The 20,260-nt window shown below is 51.3% G+C and carries 26 protein-coding genes; all 26 read left to right on the plus strand.

Going from position 1 to position 20,260, the window contains the following annotated elements; translation table 11 throughout:
• The first annotated feature begins 136 nt into the window (after positions 1-136).
• Positions 137-415, plus strand: a complete 279-nt coding sequence (locus LK436_RS02400; protein ID WP_008397110.1) for a hypothetical protein — start codon at positions 137-139, stop codon at positions 413-415.
• A 20-nt stretch (positions 416-435) separates the two neighbouring features.
• The gene (locus tag LK436_RS02405) at positions 436-1,128 is read left to right on the plus strand and encodes a hypothetical protein (protein ID WP_044930904.1); all 693 of its coding nucleotides are present in this window, start codon (positions 436-438) and stop codon (positions 1,126-1,128) included.
• Positions 1,125-2,219 (plus strand): DUF6329 domain-containing protein, encoded by a 1,095-nt coding sequence (locus tag LK436_RS02410; RefSeq protein WP_008397108.1) that lies wholly within the window; start codon positions 1,125-1,127, stop codon positions 2,217-2,219. The genes LK436_RS02405 and LK436_RS02410 overlap by 4 nt, the downstream gene beginning before the upstream one ends.
• A complete protein-coding gene (locus LK436_RS02415) occupies positions 2,219-3,397 on the plus strand; it encodes a hypothetical protein (RefSeq protein WP_008397107.1) in 1,179 nt (392 codons plus the stop codon). The genes LK436_RS02410 and LK436_RS02415 overlap by 1 nt, the downstream gene beginning before the upstream one ends.
• A gap of 52 nt (positions 3,398-3,449) precedes the next feature.
• Positions 3,450-4,412 (plus strand): DNA adenine methylase, encoded by a 963-nt coding sequence (locus tag LK436_RS02420; RefSeq protein WP_083794740.1) that lies wholly within the window; start codon positions 3,450-3,452, stop codon positions 4,410-4,412.
• A 93-nt stretch (positions 4,413-4,505) separates the two neighbouring features.
• Positions 4,506-4,787: an AbrB/MazE/SpoVT family DNA-binding domain-containing protein gene (locus tag LK436_RS02425; protein WP_044930903.1), complete on the plus strand. Its 282-nt coding sequence runs from the start codon at positions 4,506-4,508 to the stop codon at positions 4,785-4,787.
• Positions 4,788-4,790: 3 nt separating this feature from the next.
• Positions 4,791-5,357 (plus strand): hypothetical protein, encoded by a 567-nt coding sequence (locus tag LK436_RS02430; RefSeq protein ID WP_008397103.1) that lies wholly within the window; start codon positions 4,791-4,793, stop codon positions 5,355-5,357.
• Between the two features lie 15 nt (positions 5,358-5,372).
• Complete coding sequence (locus LK436_RS02435) at positions 5,373-5,936, plus strand: YodL domain-containing protein (RefSeq protein WP_008397102.1); 564 nt, start codon at positions 5,373-5,375, stop codon at positions 5,934-5,936.
• Positions 5,937-6,024: 88 nt separating this feature from the next.
• On the plus strand, positions 6,025-6,363 hold the full coding sequence (locus LK436_RS02440; RefSeq protein ID WP_008397101.1) for a SpoVG family protein: 339 nt from the start codon (positions 6,025-6,027) through the stop codon (positions 6,361-6,363).
• 84 nt (positions 6,364-6,447) lie between these two features.
• Positions 6,448-6,639 (plus strand): DUF6133 family protein, encoded by a 192-nt coding sequence (locus LK436_RS02445; protein WP_347476055.1) that lies wholly within the window; start codon positions 6,448-6,450, stop codon positions 6,637-6,639.
• Positions 6,629-7,081 carry an A24 family peptidase gene (locus tag LK436_RS02450; protein WP_008397099.1) on the plus strand — a complete coding sequence of 151 codons (453 nt, stop codon included), beginning with the start codon at positions 6,629-6,631 and terminating at the stop codon, positions 7,079-7,081. Before LK436_RS02445 ends, LK436_RS02450 begins: the two co-directional genes overlap by 11 nt.
• A 149-nt stretch (positions 7,082-7,230) precedes the next feature.
• On the plus strand, positions 7,231-8,073 hold the full coding sequence (gene cpaB, locus LK436_RS02455; protein WP_008397097.1) for a Flp pilus assembly protein CpaB: 843 nt from the start codon (positions 7,231-7,233) through the stop codon (positions 8,071-8,073).
• Positions 8,074-8,076: 3 nt separating this feature from the next.
• Positions 8,077-8,889, plus strand: coding sequence for an AAA family ATPase (locus LK436_RS02460; RefSeq protein ID WP_008397096.1), 813 nt, complete (start codon positions 8,077-8,079; stop codon positions 8,887-8,889).
• Positions 8,883-10,484, plus strand: a complete 1,602-nt coding sequence (locus tag LK436_RS02465; protein WP_008397095.1) for an ATPase, T2SS/T4P/T4SS family — start codon at positions 8,883-8,885, stop codon at positions 10,482-10,484. The genes LK436_RS02460 and LK436_RS02465 overlap by 7 nt, the downstream gene beginning before the upstream one ends.
• Complete coding sequence (locus LK436_RS02470; RefSeq protein ID WP_008397094.1) at positions 10,481-11,410, plus strand: type II secretion system F family protein; 930 nt, start codon at positions 10,481-10,483, stop codon at positions 11,408-11,410. The genes LK436_RS02465 and LK436_RS02470 overlap by 4 nt, the downstream gene beginning before the upstream one ends.
• A gap of 5 nt (positions 11,411-11,415) precedes the next feature.
• Complete coding sequence (locus tag LK436_RS02475) at positions 11,416-12,288, plus strand: hypothetical protein (protein WP_008397093.1); 873 nt, start codon at positions 11,416-11,418, stop codon at positions 12,286-12,288.
• An 11-nt stretch (positions 12,289-12,299) separates the two neighbouring features.
• A complete protein-coding gene (locus tag LK436_RS02480; protein WP_044930900.1) occupies positions 12,300-12,707 on the plus strand; it encodes a DUF4320 family protein in 408 nt (135 codons plus the stop codon).
• A gap of 63 nt (positions 12,708-12,770) precedes the next feature.
• Entirely contained in the window at positions 12,771-13,277 is a 507-nt protein-coding gene (locus LK436_RS02485) for a hypothetical protein (protein WP_008397091.1), read from the plus strand.
• A gap of 132 nt (positions 13,278-13,409) precedes the next feature.
• A complete protein-coding gene (locus tag LK436_RS02490) occupies positions 13,410-14,018 on the plus strand; it encodes a DUF6550 family protein (RefSeq protein ID WP_008397090.1) in 609 nt (202 codons plus the stop codon).
• 74 nt (positions 14,019-14,092) lie between these two features.
• Positions 14,093-15,796 carry a hypothetical protein gene (locus LK436_RS02495; RefSeq protein WP_147594753.1) on the plus strand — a complete coding sequence of 568 codons (1,704 nt, stop codon included), beginning with the start codon at positions 14,093-14,095 and terminating at the stop codon, positions 15,794-15,796.
• A 44-nt stretch (positions 15,797-15,840) separates the two neighbouring features.
• Positions 15,841-16,161: a DUF3852 domain-containing protein gene (locus tag LK436_RS02500; protein ID WP_416207817.1), complete on the plus strand. Its 321-nt coding sequence runs from the start codon at positions 15,841-15,843 to the stop codon at positions 16,159-16,161.
• Positions 16,162-16,207: 46 nt separating this feature from the next.
• Positions 16,208-16,777, plus strand: coding sequence for a DUF4259 domain-containing protein (locus LK436_RS02505; protein WP_008397087.1), 570 nt, complete (start codon positions 16,208-16,210; stop codon positions 16,775-16,777).
• A gap of 15 nt (positions 16,778-16,792) precedes the next feature.
• Positions 16,793-17,221: a hypothetical protein gene (locus LK436_RS02510; RefSeq protein WP_008397086.1), complete on the plus strand. Its 429-nt coding sequence runs from the start codon at positions 16,793-16,795 to the stop codon at positions 17,219-17,221.
• Positions 17,222-17,247: 26 nt separating this feature from the next.
• A complete protein-coding gene (locus LK436_RS02515; RefSeq protein WP_008397084.1) occupies positions 17,248-18,150 on the plus strand; it encodes a conjugal transfer protein TrbL family protein in 903 nt (300 codons plus the stop codon).
• 15 nt (positions 18,151-18,165) lie between these two features.
• Positions 18,166-18,549, plus strand: a complete 384-nt coding sequence (locus LK436_RS02520; RefSeq protein WP_008397083.1) for a DUF4406 domain-containing protein — start codon at positions 18,166-18,168, stop codon at positions 18,547-18,549.
• Positions 18,543-20,150 (plus strand): DNA cytosine methyltransferase, encoded by a 1,608-nt coding sequence (locus LK436_RS02525; protein WP_008397082.1) that lies wholly within the window; start codon positions 18,543-18,545, stop codon positions 20,148-20,150. The genes LK436_RS02520 and LK436_RS02525 overlap by 7 nt, the downstream gene beginning before the upstream one ends.
• Positions 20,151-20,260 lie beyond the last annotated feature (110 nt).

Consider the following 20,260-nt stretch of genomic DNA (forward strand, 5'->3'; position numbering starts at 1 on the left):
TGCAGCGGCCAGACACCAAATGGATCGGTTATGTTCTTTGCAATAGCGAAAACATAACCGGTTTTTTTATGTTTGGACGGAATCGGCATCACGAGAAATTTTAGAAATCATGTGCAGAGATAGATGGAGGTGAAGGATGGAAAAGAAAATCCGTACAGATCAAAGCGGAGATGGTTCAAGGCTTCCTTATGGATGGAATAAGGGAGATACATGCGTGATGATTACGAATAAAGCTAAGAAAAGTACCAGTGAATATATCGTAGAAAATTATGATGGAGTATATTTTGGCGTTCGTAGCCATACGGGATTGTATCATAGGGTATCTCCATGGAGAATGTTTCATACACGGGAAGAAGCAATAGAAGCGTTGTCGGGTCAGGAAAGTGGCGGAATATCATTTCAGCAAACGGTATGAGTGGAAGGAGGAATAAGACAATGACAGCACGATTTATGAGTGGGACTCCCTATGCTGCCTTAGAGATTGAAATGCAGAGGCCGCCCAGTTTTCGCCCCCGTAAGAACGGGATGTTTATCAGCAGATGTGTCTGTGGCACACAGGAATGTGACTGTAGCTTGTGCGCTCATAAAGAGAGGAACGGTACCGACCAAACGGCAAAAAGATGTGCCTGCCTTTGTGAGCAGATTTTGGCAGGCTGTACGCCTCTTTCCAAGCTGATGGGAGATCTTACCGCCGAGGCGGCCGGAAAGCCGTTTGCGGCCCGTGTGGCACGCGTGTCGGAAGATTTTTCTTCGATCTTTTTCCTGGCCGGACATCAGGAACGATTTGACAGTTTATTGGATGGAAAGAGCAATCCTGCGGATACGGATGCGTTATACGCAGCGCTGTATCTGCTGTCGGCAGATCGCTTTTTATGGGGAAAGTCTGTTCCGGCAGTCAAGCCGGATGCGGTCCGTTTTAAAGAAATTCAGATCCATGGGGTTGATCTGGGAGGCTATGTACTCTTCCATACTGCCAAGGATCTGTATCAGGGAACACAGCACATCAGTCTGTCGGAACTGACCGATCCGGAACTGGTGGGCGATGAGATCTTCCGTTTGATCATTCATGCGCTTCTGATCCGCAGGTATGGGCTTGAGGCCATAAGTGCAGAGAGGAGAGACAGATGACAGGTAAGGAACAGAAACCGGTATTTGAATTACAGCTGTATCTGCCGCCTGAGATTAAAAGGAGCGGCAGCCGCCATATCGAAACACTTTCCCTTCCGGCTGCGGATGAACGTTTCGAGCAGGTCAGGGAAGCACTCGGAGCGGATCGGTTGGAACAGTGCCGTATTATCAACGTGATCGGGGCAAAGCGGGATCTGGTGTACTGCCTTCCCCTGTCCTATGACCTGAAGGGCTTAAATGCGTTTGCCAAAGCCCTTGCCCGAAAGGATATCCTTTCGTCAGAGGATGGGAGCAATAAGTTGATGGCCGCACTGGAAGCAGAGCTTCCGGAAGATATGGAGGCCGCTTTGGAGATCGCAGAGAACCAAGAGCGGTACGACCTTCTCCCGGCAGGAATCAAGTCCCCGAAGGATTATGCGTTCTATGCAATGGGAAGAGATGAAATCCGGGCAGATAAGGAACTGGACGCGTTTGTGGATTATGAAGCCTTCGGGAGCTACCGCATGGAGAAAGACGGTGTCATACAGACCAGCCATGGGTTGATTCTTCGGAAGGACAGGCCGATTGAGGAACTTCCGGATGAATTGACAGAGATCCGCCTGTTCAGTCCTTTAAAGGCAGAATTCTACTATAGGGATGAATGGGGAGATCTCTCCGAGGATCGTGAGGAAATGTCCCCAAGCGAACTTTGTGAGTATGAAGAGCAGATCAAGGAGAAAATCGAGCAGGAGCATTTGGATTCAGAAGGCAGCCGAGGCCTTGCTGTTTATCTGGACCATTGTTTTCTGGAGCGGAAGGTGGCCAGCATGATGCCGGCGGTGGAGATCTGGCAGGGAGAATTATGGGGTGTGCTGGAAGTAAAGAGCCATGGCAGCCTTTCCGAAAAGGAGCTGGAAGCGGTCAAGGACTACTGGAGCGGCCAGGAGAGCGACGGCTGGGGCGAGGGTTTTGAACAGCGTCCGATTCAGACAGAGGAAGGGGAGCTGTATGTCAGCTTTTGGAATTCGTCGGACAGCTTCTTTATTACGACAGAGGAACAGCTGAAGGGCACTCAGATGCCGGAACGATCAATGAGGATGGGAGGCATGTAATGCAGGAAATGCGCGTCTTTATTTTCTCAAACGATTATCGGGGAAAACGGGGATATCAGCCAGTAAGGCTTGAACTTCCGGCGGGAAAGGAAAGAATAGCGGATGCCCTGCAGCGTGCGCATGTGAAAGGGACAGGCTACAGCCTGGAATACGCCGGCTGGCCGTATTTCCTTACGGAGCCGTTAGAGGCGCTGAAGGACAGCCGTCTGGAAGAAGCGAACCTTTTGGCATATCAGATCCGGGGGATGGATGAGGAACAGTTAGGGACGTTTGAAGGAGCCGTAGCGCTTCGGATGGAGGAAGATGCCGAAAACCCGGTCACAATGAAGGAACTGATCAATTTTACTTATAACCTGGGAAGTTACGATTATTATCCGGGTGTGAGAAATGATACAGAACTGGGAGAAATCTGCATAGAAGGGGAGATGATGGATTTTCTTAAACAGCTTCCCGATGATGTAATCGAGCTTCTCGATCCGAAAAAGGTCGGCGAGGAACTCAGGAGAGACGATCAGGGAACCTTTACTCTAAGCGGATATGTGTTCAGAAACGGTGAGGAGTTTCAGGAGGTTTATGGAGAGGGGCCATGCCCGGATGTGCCGGATAGGGGAAGCGGAATTCTCTCAGTGCGGCTCATATCGTTAACCGATCCGGACGGGAAGGGCGTATGGCTGGAGCTTCCGGCAGGAGAAGAGGATATGAGGCAGGCTTTGGATACCCTGAAAGCAGATTCTTTTGCTTGCTGCCTGATTGCGGAGAACAGGGGATTGGCACTTCCGTTTTCCCTTGCCGGAGATGAGGATATGGAGAAGCTCAACCTGCTGGCGGAAAGAGTACAGAAATTTCCTGATAACCGGACGCTGGCAAAATACAAAGCGGCCTTAGAGCTGGAGCTTTGCAATGATCTTGATCTGGCGCTGGATATTGCGGCAAATCTGGACTGTTACAGCTTTGACCAGGAAATGTTTTCGCCTGCACGATATGCGGAATATCTGCTGGAGGAAGCCGGATTTGATACGGAAGATCCTGCATTCCGCGGGTTTGATTTTGAAGGGTATGGAGAGAGAAAGTTAAAAGAGATCGGATTTGCTTCAACCGCCTATGGTGTGGTCGCCCGCAATGAGGTTCCATTCCGTCAGGAATATTCTGCAGCACAGCAGGGGATGAAGATGCAGTGAGAGCAGGAGACAGCAGAAAAGAGAAAGGGAAACCGGCAGGAGGTGATACGGAATCAACAGCTTTATTTCATGGGTCGGAGGGAAGAAAGCCCTGCGGAAGCTGATTTATACCATGTTTCCCGCTAAATTTGACCGTTATATCGAGGTGTTCGGAGGAGGCGGCTGGGTGCTGTTCGGAAAACCGCCGGATGGCAAATGCATGGAGGTCTATAACGACTACAATTCCAATCTTGCAAACCTGTTTTATTGTGTGAAGAACCGCCCTGGGGCAATGCTTAGGGAGCTTGGATTTCTGCCGCTTAACAGCAGGGATGAGTTTACGGTCATCCGAAACTTTATTGACAAGAAGGAATTTGACTCACGATTTTTAAAGGAAGAACTGGATCTGGCAGAGCAGTATCTGCCGCCACCTGATTTTGAGGAGATCCGGCAGATCCTTTTGGAAAATGCGGAGGTTACGGATGTAAAGCGGGCCGCCGCTTTTTTTAAACTCATCCGTTACAGTTACGGAAGCGGATGCACTTCTTTCGGCTGCCAGCCATGTGATGTACGCCGCTGTTTTGATGCGATCTGGCAGGCATCCAGGCGACTTGCGGATACTGTGATCGAGAATAAAGATTTTGAGGCGCTGATCCGGCAGTATGACCGGGAAAGCGCCTTTTTCTATTGCGACCCGCCTTATTATGAAACCGAAGGACATTATGAAGTGGTATTTCGGAAAGAGGATCACAAGAGGCTTCGGGATACGCTGTCAGGCTGTAGGGGAAAGTGGATGGTCAGCTACAATGACTGCGCATTCATCCGGGAACTTTATGAAGGATACCATATTACGGCAGTTACGAGAATCAATAACCTGGCGCAGCGATATGACGGGGGATGTGAGTTCCCGGAGGTGCTGATCACCAATTATGACCCGAAGGAGCTGGAGAAGTCACAGCCCAGGCAACTTCAGCTTTTCAGTTTTTATGAAGAGGCAGAGGAAGATGCCTATGTGGTAACAGGAGAAGATACATGACGAAATATTCTGAGAATCCGCTTTTAGAGTTGCTGCAGGAACTGGAGATCCCGTATGAGGAGGTAAAACAGGCACTGGAGGAAGGAGGATATATTGAAAGAGAAACCGATTTATAAGCTGGTGGATGGAAAAGGGAGAGTGTTGATCCCAAAGAGTCTGCGGGATGCAGCCAAGATGGAGTATGGCGATATCGTGCGCCTGGGGCTCGCGGAGGGAAGAATTACGATACGCAAGGTAGATGTGGTGGAAGCCGGCGACCAGTCTCCGGAAGCGGTGGAGGCCTATGTGCGTGCCGCATTCAAATCCATGCCGGACGCAGTCAGGCTGGAACTGATCGGAGAGCTGAGTGCTCTTTTGCAGAAAAAGGAGGGATGAGCCATGAAGCGGTTTCTATTTGAGGACTGCAGTAAAACAGGATATGGCTTTTCCATTGAAAAGAAAGCCGTACTGCTTTCTGATCATGCACCGGCTGTCGAAAAGCATGGGCAGCTTTTTTTCTGCATGGGCGGAGACGGCGCAGGAGCCGCACTCCGGCAGGGAGAGGTTTTTCTGGTGTCCTTATCGGATGGGGAACGCTGCCGGTGCAGCCGCGGCGAGGTAATCGGTATCGTAAAACCGGAACTTCTGCCGGATGAGGCAAAGCTCCACCTTTCCCAGATCCGGCCACCGGGAGCGGCGGATTTAAATTCCTGTGCTCCGGAGTATTCCGGGTACAGCTTCCTGCCGGACGGACGGTATGCTTCCGGTGTGTGGCTGGCAGGTCCGGAAGAAGTCAAAGGATATGTGGAAATGCAGAAAGATTACCAGCACAGGGTTCTGATCTGTGACCGCGATGATTTTGCGGTGCTGGAGATCGTGGAAGGAAAACCGGTATTTCTGGATGAACAGGCTCTGCAGGAGTTTTATAAGGAGCACCAATCGGACGGAGGGATGACCATGGTTTAAAGGGAGAGGACGGGAATGAAAACGATTTATATGGAAAATGGCGTCATCATGTACTATGGAAGCCGCGTAGGGCAGATCGCAGATGGCTGTGCAGTGGTAGATCCCCTGTTTCAAGGGCCGGAGCTTCAGGATTTTCTGGATAAGCAGAAGCATATCCGGGAAGTGAAGTGGATGGATGGGATCTATGACCGCCTGATGAATGCCCCGAAAGAGGCAGGATTTCGGCAGGCGGCACTCAAAAATGTGCGGATATGGCAGCTGAAGCCCGATGTGGACATCCAGATGAAATTTATTCCGTTTGATGAATTAAGCCACAGGTTCGGCCCGCCGAATCTGTCAAATTATGAGGCGGTATATGACGGAGCCGCAGATACCAATGACTTGGAAGCGCTTTATCTGAAGTTCCGGGATCAGAAGCCGCCAGGCTTTACCGGTTATCCCATGTCCATCAGCGATGTCATTGAACTGTATGACAGCCGGGACAGCTCTTTTTATTATGTGGATCGGAGAGGCTTTCGGCAGATAAAAGCCATGCAGCCGGCACAGGAGCCGATCCATACCCATAACATGCAGCTTTAGCAGACGGAATATTTCGTCTGCTTTTTGCTGAATAGAAGCAGAAAGGAAACATGTGAAATGAAAAGGCAGAAGAAAAGGAGGAACACACATGCCCGCTTTGGAAATCCGTATCACATCCATGTATCCGCCCGGAGCTGCGGGTGGAACAAGAGCCTACGCATCCGCAACCATCGACGGATGCTTTGGCGTCCGGGGAATCAAAATTGTCGAGGGAGGTAAGGACGGCCTGTTTGTCTCTATGCCCAGCCGTAAAACGCAGGACGGCTACAGGGATATCTGTTTTCCCGTAACGGCGGAATTCAGGAATGAGCTTCACACCGCCGTATTGGATGCATACCATCAGGCCCTTACCATGGCGCAGACAGCGCCGGCACCACAGGCACAGCCGGAAGCATCAAAAGCCGGACAGCAGATGTCCGGAATGTAAGGAATCAAAACAAAAAAGGATTTGGAGGATAACGACATGATGAAAATGAAAAATCAGATGATGAAGGTTTATACGGCGGCTGCCATGAAGGCTCTGCAGGCGAAGCAGAAGATCAGGGAAACTTCCGGCGAGGGATATGTGGATACCGCTGTAAAGATCCTGATTGCCGTCGTGCTGGGTGCGCTGCTTCTGGCCGGCCTTTATGCCCTGTTCAATGATACGGTTCTTCCGACGCTGGTGGAGCGCGTGGAAGAAATGTTTGACTATGCCGGCTGATCCGGCGGCATCCCTGCAGGGCATCCTGTTTTTTTTGCTGCTGTCTGCGGTATCGGTTTGGGACATTCGGTGCCGGAGGATCCCGGATTTTCTCCAGGCAGGGATTGCGGCATTGGCACTTTTGGATTTTTCGCCGGATCATTTGGCGGGGATCTTGTGTATGATCCCTTATCTGGCTGTTGCTCTTTTTAGCAGGAAGAAGGAAGGAATCGGTGGCGGAGATGTGAAGCTGGCGGGAAGCACCGGCCTTGTGCTGGGCCTTCCCGCAGCCCTTACGGCATCCGTGGCGGGGCTTTCCTGCTTTATTCTCTTTGGGGCAGGCCTTTCTTTATGGAAACGGGCAGGGGAAAAGGAAACCCGCTCCCCGTTTCCGGTCGGCCCATTCCTTGCCGCAGGATGCATGTGTGCGTATGTTATGAAAATGAAAGGACTCATCGTATGAAGAAAAAAATCATGATTGCTGTCTGCGCTGTGATACCGGCGGCTGTTTTTACAGCAGTCCTGTATCGCTGCAGGAGAACCATCAGCAGGTAAACCGAAGGGGCGGGCAGAAGAAAAGCCTGCCCCATATTTTAACAGGAGGATGGATATATGAGTTTTTTAAAGAACAGGGCGGTAATCGGTGTGATCTGCATCGTCCTTTCCCTGATCATTTGCTTTGCGGTAACCCCGCTGTTTAACAAGGCCATCAGTGACAAAACAGAGATTGTCCGTGTGGTAAAAGAAATCCGAACCGGAGAGGAAATCACAGCGGATATGGTAAAGACCGTTGAAGTCGGAGCGTATAACCTGCCGGAGGATGTGGTAAGGAGTACGGAGACTGTCGTTGGAAAATTCGCTTCTGCGGATATGGTCCCCGGAGATTATATTATCGCGTCCAAGATTGCGGAGGAACCAGCGGCGGAAAATGCCTATCTTTATAGCCTGACCGGGGAAAAACAGGCAATTTCCGTATCCGTCAAATCCTTTGCAAACGGCCTTTCCGGGAAGCTGCAGAGTGGGGATATTGTCTCTGTGATTGCGCCGGATTATAAGAAGCAGGGGCTGACCGTGATTCCGCCGGAATTAAAGTATGTGGAGGTAATTGCAGTCACCGCAAACAGCGGAGCGGATGCCAACACCGGAGAACATTCAGAGGATGAAGGAGACAAGGAACTTCCTGATACGGTCACGCTGTTAGTCACACCGGAGCAGTCCATGATCCTTGCGGAGCTGGAGGCCGACGGGGATATCCATCTCTCCCTTGTGTACCGCGGGGAGCAAAAAAATGCTGCAGAGTTTGTTAAGGCGCAGGAAACCATTTTGGAAGAGATCTATGCACCGGAGGAAGAAACGGACAGGGAGGCGGAGCAAACGGGAGAGCCTGCAGAGACGGAAAGCAGTGCACAGGAGGAAACGTCGGAAAGTGGTACTGAGGAAAGCGAGGTGGGGTAAGCCTTGAACTTTTTAAAAAACAGTATTTTCAGCCGCAGCCAGAAAGGGGATGACTCCGGCTGGGAACCGGAAAAAGAGAACCGGATGTTAGCTGTCTGGGGAAGCCCCGGATCCGGAAAAACCACAACTGCGGTAAAGCTGGCAGCCCATCTTGCAGGAAAGAAACGGGATGTGGCTCTGCTTTTATGCGATATGAATACGCCGATGCTTCCATGCATCTGTCCGCCGGGAGATCTGGAGGAGGAGCATTCCCTGGGAAGCATTCTGGCGGCAGCCCATGTGTCGGAATCCCTGGTGCGGCATAATTGCATGACCCATAAACGGTTCCGCCACCTGACTATCCTTGGGATGCGGAAGGGAGAAAATGAATACACCTATCCGCCTTATGAGCGCACCCAGGCGGAGGAACTGCTTTCCTGCCTGCGGGAGATTGCCCCGTATATTGTCATTGACTGCGGAAGCCATATTGCGAATGATATCCTTTCGGCTATTGCACTGATGGAATCGGATGCGGTGCTGAGACTTGTAAACTGTGATTTAAAGTCCATAAGCTATTTGTCCAGCCAGCTTCCCCTGCTTCGGGAGAGCAAATGGGATGCGGAGAAGCAGTATAAAGTAGCCAGCAATGTGCGTCCCAATGAGGCCAGCAGCCATATTGAACAGGTACTTGGAAGCGTGGCCTTTCAGATCCCACACTCGGAGGAAGTGGCTGCACAGGTACTGGAAGGGAATCTGTTTAAAGAACTGAGCTTAAAAGACAGCCGTGGCTTTCGAAAATCCATTGAGGCGATTACGAGGGAGGTGTTCGGATGTTAGGCGAGAGACGGAGCAAAGGCGCATTTTATGAAGGGTTTGGTGAAGGTGTTCGGGAAGAAAAAGAGGCTTTAGAATCGGCATCCGTACAGCTTCCTGAGCATGATAAGGGCCTGCCTGTCGAAATGCTCCCTGAGCCGGATGCCCATATCGGCTCCCAGGAAAGAGAGGAAGAACCGGAAGCTCGATCCGATGAGGATGACGGCTATGTTCCTCCCAAAAGGACAGTCCGCAGCCTGCAGACCAAGGATCTGTTCTTCTCATCCGGCAGGGAGAATCGGGAGTTCTCGGATGTACTGAGGGAGGTGCAGGGGTATCTCTCCAAGGAATACAGCAGCCTTGTGACCGACACGGGAAGTGAGGATGCCAAATCCCAGATCCGCCGCTTTGCCGGGAAATACATCCAGGATCACCGAATTTCTGTGAAGGGGATGTCCACGGATGAACTGATCAGTGCCATTTATTCCGAGATGGCGGAGTTTGGTTTCTTGACCAAGTATATCTATGGGGAGGGGATCGAGGAAATCGATGTGAACGCCTGGGATGATGTGGAGGTGCAGTTTTCAGGCGGAGTGACAAGGAAGCTGGATGAGCATTTTGACAGCCCGGAGCATGCCATCAACGTGGTCCGGCGTATGCTCCATGTTTCGGGTATGGTACTCGACGATGCCAGCCCCAGCGTCCTTGGACATCTCAGTAAAAACATCCGAATTGCGGTACTTAAAACGCCTATCGTGGATGAGGATGTAGGCGTGGCCGCCTCCATTCGAATTGTCAATCCCCAGAGCATGAAAAAGGAGGATTTCCTAAGAGGCGGGACAGCCACCGGCGAAATGCTGGATTTTCTTTCGGAGTGCATACGCTATGGTATTTCTGTCTGTGTGGCAGGAGCAACCAGCTCCGGGAAAACAACGCTCCTTGGCTGGCTTTTAACCACCATACCGGACAGCAAACGTATTTACAGTATTGAGAACGGATCCAGGGAGCTGGCATTGGTGCGCCGAAAGGAAGGAAAAGTCGTAAATTCAGTCATTCATACGCTTACCCGTGACAGCGAAAATGAACGCCAGCGTGTGGATCAGATTGCCCTTTTGGATATGGCGCTCCGCTTTAACCCGGACATTATTGTGGTCGGCGAGATGCGCGGCCCGGAAGCGAACGCGGCTCAGGAGGCGGCCCGCACCGGTGTGGCGGTGGTGACCACAATCCATTCCATGAGCTGCGATGCTACCTACCGAAGGATGGTATCTTTGTGCAAGCGGGCTGTGGACATGAGCGATGAAACCCTGATGGGATTTGTGACGGAGGCGTACCCCATTGTGGCGTTCTGCAAACAGCTGGAGAACAAGGAGAGGCGTCTGATGGAGATCATGGAATGTGAGATCCAGCCGGACGGCAGACGGGTGTTCCGTCCGCTGTTCCAGTATCAGATTACAGAAAACCGTGTGGAGAACGGAAAATTCATCATTACGGGAAGCCATAAACAGGTAAACGCCATCTCGGACAGCCTGGCCCGCCGGTTTATGGAAAACGGGATGCCGCAGGAAATGCTTGCAAAGCTCCTTGCAGTCCCGGAAAAGGGAAAGGAGGAAGTATGACAGCGATTCAGTTATTAGCCTGTGCGGGAATGATCGCGGGAGCGTTCCTGATTCTGGGGATCCGGCCCGTGGAATTTACGGACAGCCTGTTTGCATGGCTTTTAAAGCCGAAAAGAAGTATCCGGGAGGAGATCAAGGAATCATCAGGAAGAAAAAAGGCGGGGATTTTGCGAAGGGAGATATCGGAAGCACAGTCCGTCCTGGAAATGACCGGACGGGGGAACCGCTTCTCTATGATCTGCGCCATATCTCTGGCGCTGTTCTGCCTGGGAGGATCCCTGGCAATTCTGCTTGGGAATTTCTTTCTGGCTCCGGTCATGGCAGTGGGGTTTCTGTTCCTGCCATTCTGGTATGTGAAGCTAACGGCCAGCCACTACAAGAGGGATGTATCGGCGGAACTGGAAACCGCCCTTTCTGTCATCACGACCGCCTATCTTCGGACCGAGGATATCGTGACGGCCGTAGAAGAAAACATCGCGTATTTAAACCCTCCGGTGTCAAAGGTGTTTCAGAATTTCCTGACGCAGATTAAATTGGTAAACCCCAATGTGGAAGCAGCCCTTCGCGGGATGCAGGGACGGATTGATAATGAGGTATTTCGGGAATGGTGTGATGCGCTAAGCGACTGTCAGCATGACCGCAGCTTAAAGACGACGCTTACCCCCATTGTTGCCAAGCTCTCTGATATGCGCAATGTCAATGCCGAGCTGGAGTATCTGATTGCGGAGCCGAGGAAGGAATTCCTGATCATGGTCATCTTTGTCATCGGCAATATCCCCCTTATGTATATGCTTAATAAGGACTGGTATGATGTGCTGATGCATACACCTTTGGGACAGATCATCCTGTCCGTGACGGCCGCTGTGATTTTTGTGTCTGCCGGCTGTGTGGTAAAGCTGACCCGTCCCATTGAATACAGGAGGTGAGCCGGATGATGGGATTATTGTTTTTATTCGGCTGTTTCCTCGCCCTTGGACTGTTCTTTCTGGCGGCGGCAGCCCTGCGCCTGCCTACCATTGGCGCGGCCAAGGCTATGTTAGGTACCGTAAAGCAGGAGCGTAAATCTGCTAAAACCCTGGAAACCGGACTGATGACTGTGGCGGTAAGGCTGGCAAAGCACATCCGGATGGATGAATACAAGCGAGGCCGCATGGCGAATGTGCTGAAGGCCGGAGGTATCAACGTGACACCGGAGGTCTACCAGGCATATGCCCTGACGAAAGCGGGAGCGGTTCTTTTGGGAGTGATTCCCTGTGTGTTTCTGCTGCCGCTTTTGTCACCGATTGTTGTCATTTTGGCAGTGCTTCTCTACTTTAAGGAAACCCAGAAGGCAGACGAAAAGCTGAAAGCCAAGCGGGAAGAGATCGAAGGGGAGCTGCCGAGAATGGTGGCAACCATTGAGCAGGAGCTAAAATCCAGTCGCAACGTAATCGGGATGCTGGAACGGTTTAAGACGAATGCAGGTCCGGCGCTTACCGGGGAACTGGATATCCTCTTGGCGGATATGCGCTCGTCCAACTATGAAGCAGCTCTGACCCGGTTTGAGGCAAGGCTCAATTCCCCTATGCTGTCGGACGTGGTAAGAGGGCTGATCGGTGTGCTGCGCGGCGATGACAGCGTGGTGTATTTCCAGATGCTGGCCCATGACTTTAAGCAGATCGAATTACAGCGCCTCAAAGCGGAAGCGCAGAAGATTCCGCCCAAGATCCGGGTCTTTTCCTTTGCCATGCTGATGTGCTTTCTGTTAACCTATCTTGCCATTATCTGCTATGTGGCTCTGGAGAGCCTTGGCGGGATGTTTTAAGGAGGTGTATCGTGCAAAGGAGATTACGATATATACTCAAAAGTCAGCGCGGTGAAGGATATGTAGATGTGATCGTTCTGGTATTGTGCGCGGTGATGGTTCTGGCCTTGGCCATGCGGGTGCTTCCTGTGTTTATCCAAAAACAGCAGTTGGATACCTTTGCCACGGAGTTGGTACGGGAGGCGGAGGTTTCCGGGCGGATCGGATCCGAAACCGACCGCCGTGCGGCGATCCTGTCGGAGCAGACAGGCCTTGATCCGGAGATTGAATGGTCGGATGGCGGAAGGATCCAGCTGAATGATGATATTACCGTCATACTGACATTGGAGACAAATATCGGGCTATTTGGAGAATTCGCTTCCTTCCCAATTACCCTGCGCTCTCAGGCAACAGGAAAATCCGAAGTCTACTGGAAGTGAGGTGGCCATTTGGGAAGAAAAATCAGGAATATCTTAAAAAGTGAGCGGGCTGCGTCCTTTCCGATGACGATTGGAATCGTGCTGGCACTGATCATTCTGCTGTGCGGTATCAGCGAATATTTCCGCCTGCAGGTTATTGCAGCGGGCGTGCGGGAAGCCGTGGAGGATGCCATCATTTCTACGGTAAATGATAATTATGCCGGCGTCTATCATGGAGTCCGGGAAGGATATTCTGGAAATTACATGCCATTTGGAACGGAAGGCTGGGAGGAAACACTGGATGTGGGGGATATCTATGGATATCTGGACGATACCATTGGTACGACCTTCCAGGGAGGCCGACATGTAAAATACGGGGATGACGGGAATCAGGAGCTGGAGTTTGCTATTGATCGTCTGGATGTTACTATACGCAATGCACCATTGGCTCCATCGGATCCGGAGAATGCACAGCGCTTTGAAGCAGATGCCCTTGTGCGGCTGGAGGTTCCGGTACGGTTTGGAGGAAGGCTCCTTCCCTCTATGTTCATTACCTTGAAGGTACAGGCGGGCTATATTGAGGTGTTTTAAACAATGAAAGACCGGCAGAATTGTTGGAATCGTAGATTTTAGAAGAGAATGCGAAAGTCAGATAGACTTGTGAACAAGCATACCGTATTGTGTGAGATACGATACGGAAAACGGTAAAGGAGGCTTAGAACATTGAAACTGACAGAAAAGACAAAAAGGTATCTGGCAGTCGGCGGAGGGAGTATGATCTGTATTGCACTGATTGCAGTAATCAGCCTGCAGTTTGGGAAAACTTCTTCAGGAGAGGATGTCCTGCCGGAAGAAACCTCGGCGGTGACAGAAATCGTTGTAGATCCCGGTATCGTTCAAACGGAAGAAGCGAAAGCAGATATCGAGCAGGATATAAAGCCGGAAACGGATAGGATAACAGACACCATAAAGGAAACCGAGGAAACGGTTCGTCCCGTAGACAGCCGCCCTGCGCAGACAGACCAAACGGAACAGAGTATCCAGCCGGATGTGACCAGACCGGAAGCACCAAGTGAAGATGTGCTTACGGATCCGACACAAATGCCGGATGGAACCAAGGTGGAATCACCTCCCGTGCCTGTGGAGCATGATGCGGTTGTGACACCTACGGAGCCGGCAGCAAAGCCGGATGAGCCGCAGGCGGGGGATACTAAGAATGGGCAGATTTATATTCCGGGCTTTGGCTGGGTCCAGAATAATGGCGGCGGAGGATCCGGCACGGTTGCTGAGGATATGTATGAAAACGGAAATAAGATCGGGATCATGGACTGAGAACCAAATGAACCGAATCAAAAGGAAGAAGCATCGCGGAGACGCGGTGTTTTTTCGTGGAAAGGAGCAGCTCTTTGAAGCGAAAATTTGGCATTTTTCTTGTTCTGGCGATACTCTCATCCCTGCTGTTTGTACTGCCGGCCTATGCGGTTGGGGAAGGAAACCTTGATGGAGGCGGCGGAAGCATGGGGCAGGGAACCACGCAGAATTTTTGGTCGCCGGGAAATGAAGGAGTACGGGTAACGGTCGTTCGGACAGAGGGAAGGGAGCCGGTAACCAGACCAATCGACCTGACCAATAAGCAGCCGGCCATTGTGTATTCATTTGGGAAAGAGTGCAAGATCTCATATAATAACGGGACAGCACTGGCAGTCAACACGGCCCCATATGAGTATGTCAATCCTGCGCAGGCCCTGCCGAGGATCATCAGTTCCCAAAGTCTTGGGCAGGCAAATATTGAGGAAATTAAAAGCTATTTTACAGATGAACAAGTCATTCGCAGTATTGCCGGGCTTACAGGAATGGATTTTGATACGCTGATCAATGGGGAATACCGACTCTTGATTGAACCCATCAGCTTCCTGACCTTTCAGGGGAACCTGATTGCAGCCACCGCCACAGAGGCGGCACTATATGACGAGCTGACAAGCGGAGCAGTCCGTGCGGTTCTTCCTACTGTAGCATTCCAGAACCTCCCGTTATCCATGTTTTTAGAGGTGCCGGATCTGGGATATCCGGCATGGAACGGCGGAACAACCGGTGTTCGATCCAATATGGAGATCAAAACGTCCCTGGGCCTTGGGGTTGTGCGGTTTAATGAAGAGCCTCCGGAGGAAGTGGAGGTTACTGAGTTTGACTATGAATACCGGACGAATACGGAGGTAATCACGGCGGTAGAAGTAAAAGGCGGGCAGAGCGATCCTGATGATCCGGTGTCGGTTACTTTTACTGTAGATGGGCGTTCCTATCGGGTAGACAATGTGTATTATCCGGAGGGAGACAGCCAGCTTGCCTGGATCCGCTGGACAACGCCGGAGGAACCCCAGGCAATGACGATTACAGTGCGGGTACATGGCGGAGGACATGTGGATAAAGGAACCATCCAGGTAAACATTGTGGATCTGGATGAGAACCCGCCGCCGGATCCTAACGCGGATGACCGCAATGACGATTTCAGCCGTCCATCCGTCCCGGAAAATGAGGAAAAAACTTCCGCAGAGTGGGGTGTGTGGAGACCCTGGTGGCGGGAATACTGGGTATGGCACAGCGGTGACGAGGATGATGACGGATATTGGTGCGACCATGGTTGGTGGGAGTTTGATTTTGACCGATATTCTGCAAGCCTGACCGCCTCGATGGAGATTTCTCCAGATGAGAAAGCGCCGACCGCCAGCGGAAATACCATGAAGTCCGGGTATGGCTTCAATGAGAGGGTGGAAACGCATGTCAGCACAAACCAAAGCTCTGCAGTTACACCTGCACAGAATGCGGTGACTTATTTCCCTGAATTCCAGTACCAGAATTTCTGGAGGCTTTTGGAGCGGATGAATAGCGGGAATGATATGGCTCATGAATTTAAGGAAAACCGTTACAGCACGTATAACAGGCGCACCCACTTCACACCGATCTGGTATCCGGACGGGAGCTATACCGCTTATACATGGCTGATCGACTGCTGGACCCCGGCAGGGATGCTGTCCATGAACCTGACAGATTCCCTGACGATTGACGGGAACCTTTGGAGTGACTGGCACATCGCGCCGCAGACACCGGATTAATTTTTCAGAAAAAGGAAGGAGAAAACCAAATGAGACTGAAGCGAATGAAACTGCTCCTCATCACTGCTGCACTGGCTGCCTGTGTGCTTAGCATTCCGGCTTATGCGGCATCGGGTGATGTTGCCGGAGCAATCGAAGGGACTTGGGATACGGCATCCGAACAGATCAAAACCGTGGTAAACAATGTCGTGTTTCCCGCAATTGATTTAATCCTGGCGGTATTTTTCTTTGGGAAACTCGGCACCGCATATTTTGATTACCGAAAGCATGGGCAGTTTGAATGGGCCGGCCCTGCGATCCTGTTTGCGTGCCTGGTCTTTACTCTTACCGCGCCGATGTATGTATGGCAGATCTTGGGGATGTGATTTGCTTTGCCGATAGAGAAATCGGAACAGAAAAAACAAGGGAGGAATGAAGGTGGGATGCTGGGGAATTACAGCTTTTGAGTCTGATGCGGGACTGGATGCGGTGGATTTAATCCGAGAAAATTTGCCTGACGATGGGAAAATGAACCTGAAAACCATGATCCAGTTATTGCAGGAAGATGGATGGTGTTCTCCACAGGACGTAACCGATGGGGACAGCCATAGCAGCCCGATGGCATTGGCAGAAATTATTGTGAAATTTCGGAATAAAGACATGACGGGGCTGGATGCTGATCTTTATGCGACGAAAGGCAGGAAGTTTGCTTTTATGACATCGTTTACAGCTGACAAAGAGTCCATCGGATGGCTTCAGGGTTATCTGACAGATACGCTTAAATACAGCCGGGAGAATGCTGCCAGGGGAAGGAAATGGAATGGATGGTTTAAAGAAAAGGACTGGAACAACTGGCAAAACCATATGGAATGTCTCATCCGGCACATGGATGAACTTCTTTCGACACCGGAAGATACGATTGAACTGATCCAACCAGAAACGCAGGAGATGAGTGGGCTGACAGGAAGAAATAATGGGATTTCCGACATGAGGATAACGTAGAAAAGGGGGCTTCGGATGACAAAGTTTGAACAGGAACTTCGCAGGATGTTTGACCATGATGCGGTGTTCCCAAAAACAAAATTTGCAGGGAATGCCTGCTATGGAAGGCTTACGGACCAGATTCGTGTAAAGATCCACTTCCAGACAGGAATGGTGGCAGACCACTATGACCGCCTGAAAGTCACGCTATTGAACCGAAATGAGGGAGTCATTGACACTGTAGCATTAAAATTTCAGGATCTTTTGGGGATGAAGAAAGTCAGCAATCCCAACTTTGGAGAAGGCATTTCCCCACATCTGTGGCGTGATGGAAATAAGGTGGATTGGTATGTATATCATCCGACCGAAACGGATTACCGGGCGCTGACCGATGCGGTAAAGACGTACTTGGAGGTTTTTCTGGAGCCTTCGGAGGAATTGCAGCCAGGGCAGAAGATGTGCTGAGACAGGAAGGGAGGTAAAACCAAAGCGTGTTCATATGGGATTTTGTCGCCGATACCGTACTCGGACAGATCGTAGACTGGATCTACGGTCAGGTGGTAGGGTTTCTTGGTGATTTTTTTATGCAGATGGGAAATATGGGCGCTGATCTGTTTGAGATGACCTGGGTGCAGTCCATTGTCCTGTTCTTTTCTTATCTGGCCTGGGCGCTTTATATCACGGGGCTTGTAGTGGCTGTGTTTGAATGCGGGATCGAATGCCAGAATGGGAGAGGCAGCATCCGTGAGACGGCAATCAATGCGGTTAAAGGATTTATGGCGGTAAGCCTGTTTACAGTGGTGCCGGTGGAACTTTATAAGCTCTGTGTATCCCTCCAGGGGAGTTTTACAGCGGATATTACCGGCTTGGGGGATGATTTCGGAACCGTTGCGTCGAATATCATTACTTCCCTGCAGGATGCGGGAACCTGGGAGGAAGCTGCGAATGCAGGTGTGTTCGGAGGCCTTAACAGTATCACAAGTCCTCTCTTGATGATCTTTATCCTGATTATGATGGGATATGCTGTGATTAAAGTGTTTTTTGCCAATTTAAAGCGCGGCGGTATCCTGTTAATCCAGATCGCAGTGGGAAGCCTTTATATGTTCAGTGTACCGAGAGGGTATATTGACGGGTTTGTCAGCTGGTGCAAGCAGGTCATTGGGCTGTGTCTGACGACTTTCCTGCAGGCAACAGTATTGATTGCGGGCCTGATGGTAGTAAAGGATCATGCTCTTTTAGGGCTGGGACTCATGCTATCTGCCGGGGAAATCCCCAGGATTGCCGGACAGTTCGGACTGGATACAGGAACCAGAGCCAATGTGATGGGAGCGGTCTATGCGGCACAGGGAGCGGTTAACCTGACGCGTACTGTCGTACAGACCGTAGCAAAATAAGAAAGCGGGTGGAATATGGCAGAGAAAAAACTGGTATATATTGCATCTCCTTATGCGGGGGATATTGTGGAGAATATCAAAACGGCGCAGGAAGCCTGCCGGTATGCTGTGGAACAGGGGGCAGTCCCCATAGCGGTGCATCTGATGTATCCGCAGTTTTTGGATGACGGCTCCCCGAAAGACCGGGAAGTCGGACTTCAAATGGGGCTTCGGATATTAGGTGTCTGTGATGAACTGTGGTTGTGCGGGGACCGCATCTCTTCCGGCATGCAGAAAGAGCTGGAAGCGGCGGAAAGGCTTTCCATCCCGGTAAGAAGAGTCAGTGGCCAGGAACTTGCAGACTCTTTGGCACAGGAAGCCGGGCAGGCGTTTGTCGGCATGGGGATGAGCCATTGCTGACGCTTGGGAGCCTGTTTGACGGGATCGGCGGCTTTCCCCTTGCCGGCATCCATAACGGCATTACGCCGCTTTGGGCCAGTGAAATTGAACCATTTCCCATCCAGGTAACGAAACTCCGATTTCCGGATATGGAACATGTGGGGGATATCACAAAGCTGGATGGCGGGAAGCTGCCGCCGGTGGATGTAATCTGCGGGGGAAGCCCCTGTCAGGATCTGTCCGTTGCAGGACAGAGACGAGGCCTTGCGGGGAAACGCTCCGGCTTGTTTATGGATCAGGTACGCATTGTAAAGGAGATGAGAGAAGCAGATGCCGAACGAGGAATACCAGATTACCTTAGCAGACCTCGATACCTCGTTTGGGAAAATGTACCGGGAGCCTTCAGCTCTTCAGACGGCGAGGACTTCCGGGCGGTCATCGAGGAAATCGTCCGTATTAAGAAGGGTTCCTGTCATGTGCCTCGACCTGACACCGGGCGCTGGGAATCTGCTGGGGCTGCCATTTTGGGAACTGAATTCAGCTTGGCTTGGCGAGTATTGGACGCTCAATACTGGGGAGTCGCCCAGCGTCGCCGTCGTATCTTCCTTGTCGCGGATTTTGGAGGCCTCACCGCACCCCAGATATTATTTAAGCAGGACCGCCTGCTTAGGGATTCTGCGAAGGGCAAAGGCGAGAGGAAAGAATCTGCCGCCTCAATTAAAAACGGCGCTGATGATCCAGGCGGGGGTAACAGAGACATAACAGAAGAAGAAAATTGCCTGTGCTTGAATGATCAAGGAGGCAGCCGGATGCATATGACGGAGGATGTGTCAGGGACGTTGCGGGCGCAGGAACAAGGGCACCAGCCCCTTATCTTGGCAAACCAGCAGAGCCGGGCTTATATTGGAGAAGGGGTCTGTCCTACCATTACAGCAGCGGCCGGAACCAGCGGGAATAATCAGCCGGTGCTGTTTGAGAATCATGGGATTGATGCCCGCTATACCGGACCCCACGAAGTAGCGCCGACTATGTCCGCCCGGTATGGGACCGGAGGAAACAATGTTCCTCTGGTGGCCGAAGAACCGGAGAGCTATTGCATTTCAGGAAATATTATTGACAGACAGGAAAAAAACGGAGGGAACGGCTTCGGCTGTCAATCGGATCTCAGCTACACGTTGACAGCTACGGACCGGCATGCGGTGTTCAGCCGGCAGCGGAGCGATGAGTTTATGGAAAATGAGGTAACGGCAACACAGAGTGCAAGACAGCACAAGGATGCAACGGATCTTGTGTGCCAGCCGGAGGTGTTCGGACAGTCCCAGTATGGGGCTTATGCAAAAGGGTGTGCGACTATTCGAGCAAGCGGCGGTGATCATGGAGGCGGCAGCGAAAATTTGGTGGCGGTAACGTCATGCCAAACAGTTTCCAACCGCCTGATCCGCCGCCTGACTCCGTTGGAGTGTGAGCGCCTTCAGGGGTTTCCTGACGGCTGGACGGATATTCCGGGCGCCTCGGACAGTGCCCGATATAAGGCTCTCGGCAACAGTGTAGCGATTCCATGTGTGGATTTTGTTCTGCGTGGAATCGCTTATTTTTTGCAAAAGAGGGGAGAAAAACAGTGACCTGCTCTCTTTGTTGGTAGTGCTTCCTTTGAAGGAAATTCCTTGTTGGGTATTGCCATAGCTATTCCATAAGGCTTTCGATATACTTGGCTTGCAGGATCAAAGAAAGG

This window comes from Clostridium sp. M62/1, assembly GCF_020736365.1.
In the GTDB taxonomy this organism is placed as follows: Bacteria; Bacillota; Clostridia; order Lachnospirales; family Lachnospiraceae; genus Otoolea; species Otoolea saccharolyticum_A.

Coding starts and splice junctions, on each gene's coding strand:
- LK436_RS02435 (WP_008397102.1), top strand. CDS start 5,373: ATGAAAACGATTTATATGGAAAATGGCGTCATCATGTACTATGGAAGC.
- LK436_RS02465 (WP_008397095.1), top strand. CDS start 8,883: ATGTTAGGCGAGAGACGGAGCAAAGGCGCATTTTATGAAGGGTTTGGT.
- LK436_RS02510 (WP_008397086.1), top strand. CDS start 16,793: ATGACAAAGTTTGAACAGGAACTTCGCAGGATGTTTGACCATGATGCG.
- cpaB (WP_008397097.1), top strand. CDS start 7,231: ATGAGTTTTTTAAAGAACAGGGCGGTAATCGGTGTGATCTGCATCGTC.
- LK436_RS02450 (WP_008397099.1), top strand. CDS start 6,629: ATGCCGGCTGATCCGGCGGCATCCCTGCAGGGCATCCTGTTTTTTTTG.
- LK436_RS02520 (WP_008397083.1), top strand. CDS start 18,166: ATGGCAGAGAAAAAACTGGTATATATTGCATCTCCTTATGCGGGGGAT.
- LK436_RS02415 (WP_008397107.1), top strand. CDS start 2,219: ATGCAGGAAATGCGCGTCTTTATTTTCTCAAACGATTATCGGGGAAAA.
- LK436_RS02445 (WP_347476055.1), top strand. CDS start 6,448: ATGAAGGCTCTGCAGGCGAAGCAGAAGATCAGGGAAACTTCCGGCGAG.
- LK436_RS02405 (WP_044930904.1), top strand. CDS start 436: ATGACAGCACGATTTATGAGTGGGACTCCCTATGCTGCCTTAGAGATT.
- LK436_RS02475 (WP_008397093.1), top strand. CDS start 11,416: ATGATGGGATTATTGTTTTTATTCGGCTGTTTCCTCGCCCTTGGACTG.
- LK436_RS02500 (WP_416207817.1), top strand. CDS start 15,841: ATGAAACTGCTCCTCATCACTGCTGCACTGGCTGCCTGTGTGCTTAGC.
- LK436_RS02400 (WP_008397110.1), top strand. CDS start 137: ATGGAAAAGAAAATCCGTACAGATCAAAGCGGAGATGGTTCAAGGCTT.
- LK436_RS02485 (WP_008397091.1), top strand. CDS start 12,771: ATGACGATTGGAATCGTGCTGGCACTGATCATTCTGCTGTGCGGTATC.
- LK436_RS02505 (WP_008397087.1), top strand. CDS start 16,208: ATGAAGGTGGGATGCTGGGGAATTACAGCTTTTGAGTCTGATGCGGGA.
- LK436_RS02410 (WP_008397108.1), top strand. CDS start 1,125: ATGACAGGTAAGGAACAGAAACCGGTATTTGAATTACAGCTGTATCTG.
- LK436_RS02470 (WP_008397094.1), top strand. CDS start 10,481: ATGACAGCGATTCAGTTATTAGCCTGTGCGGGAATGATCGCGGGAGCG.
- LK436_RS02440 (WP_008397101.1), top strand. CDS start 6,025: ATGCCCGCTTTGGAAATCCGTATCACATCCATGTATCCGCCCGGAGCT.
- LK436_RS02430 (WP_008397103.1), top strand. CDS start 4,791: ATGAAGCGGTTTCTATTTGAGGACTGCAGTAAAACAGGATATGGCTTT.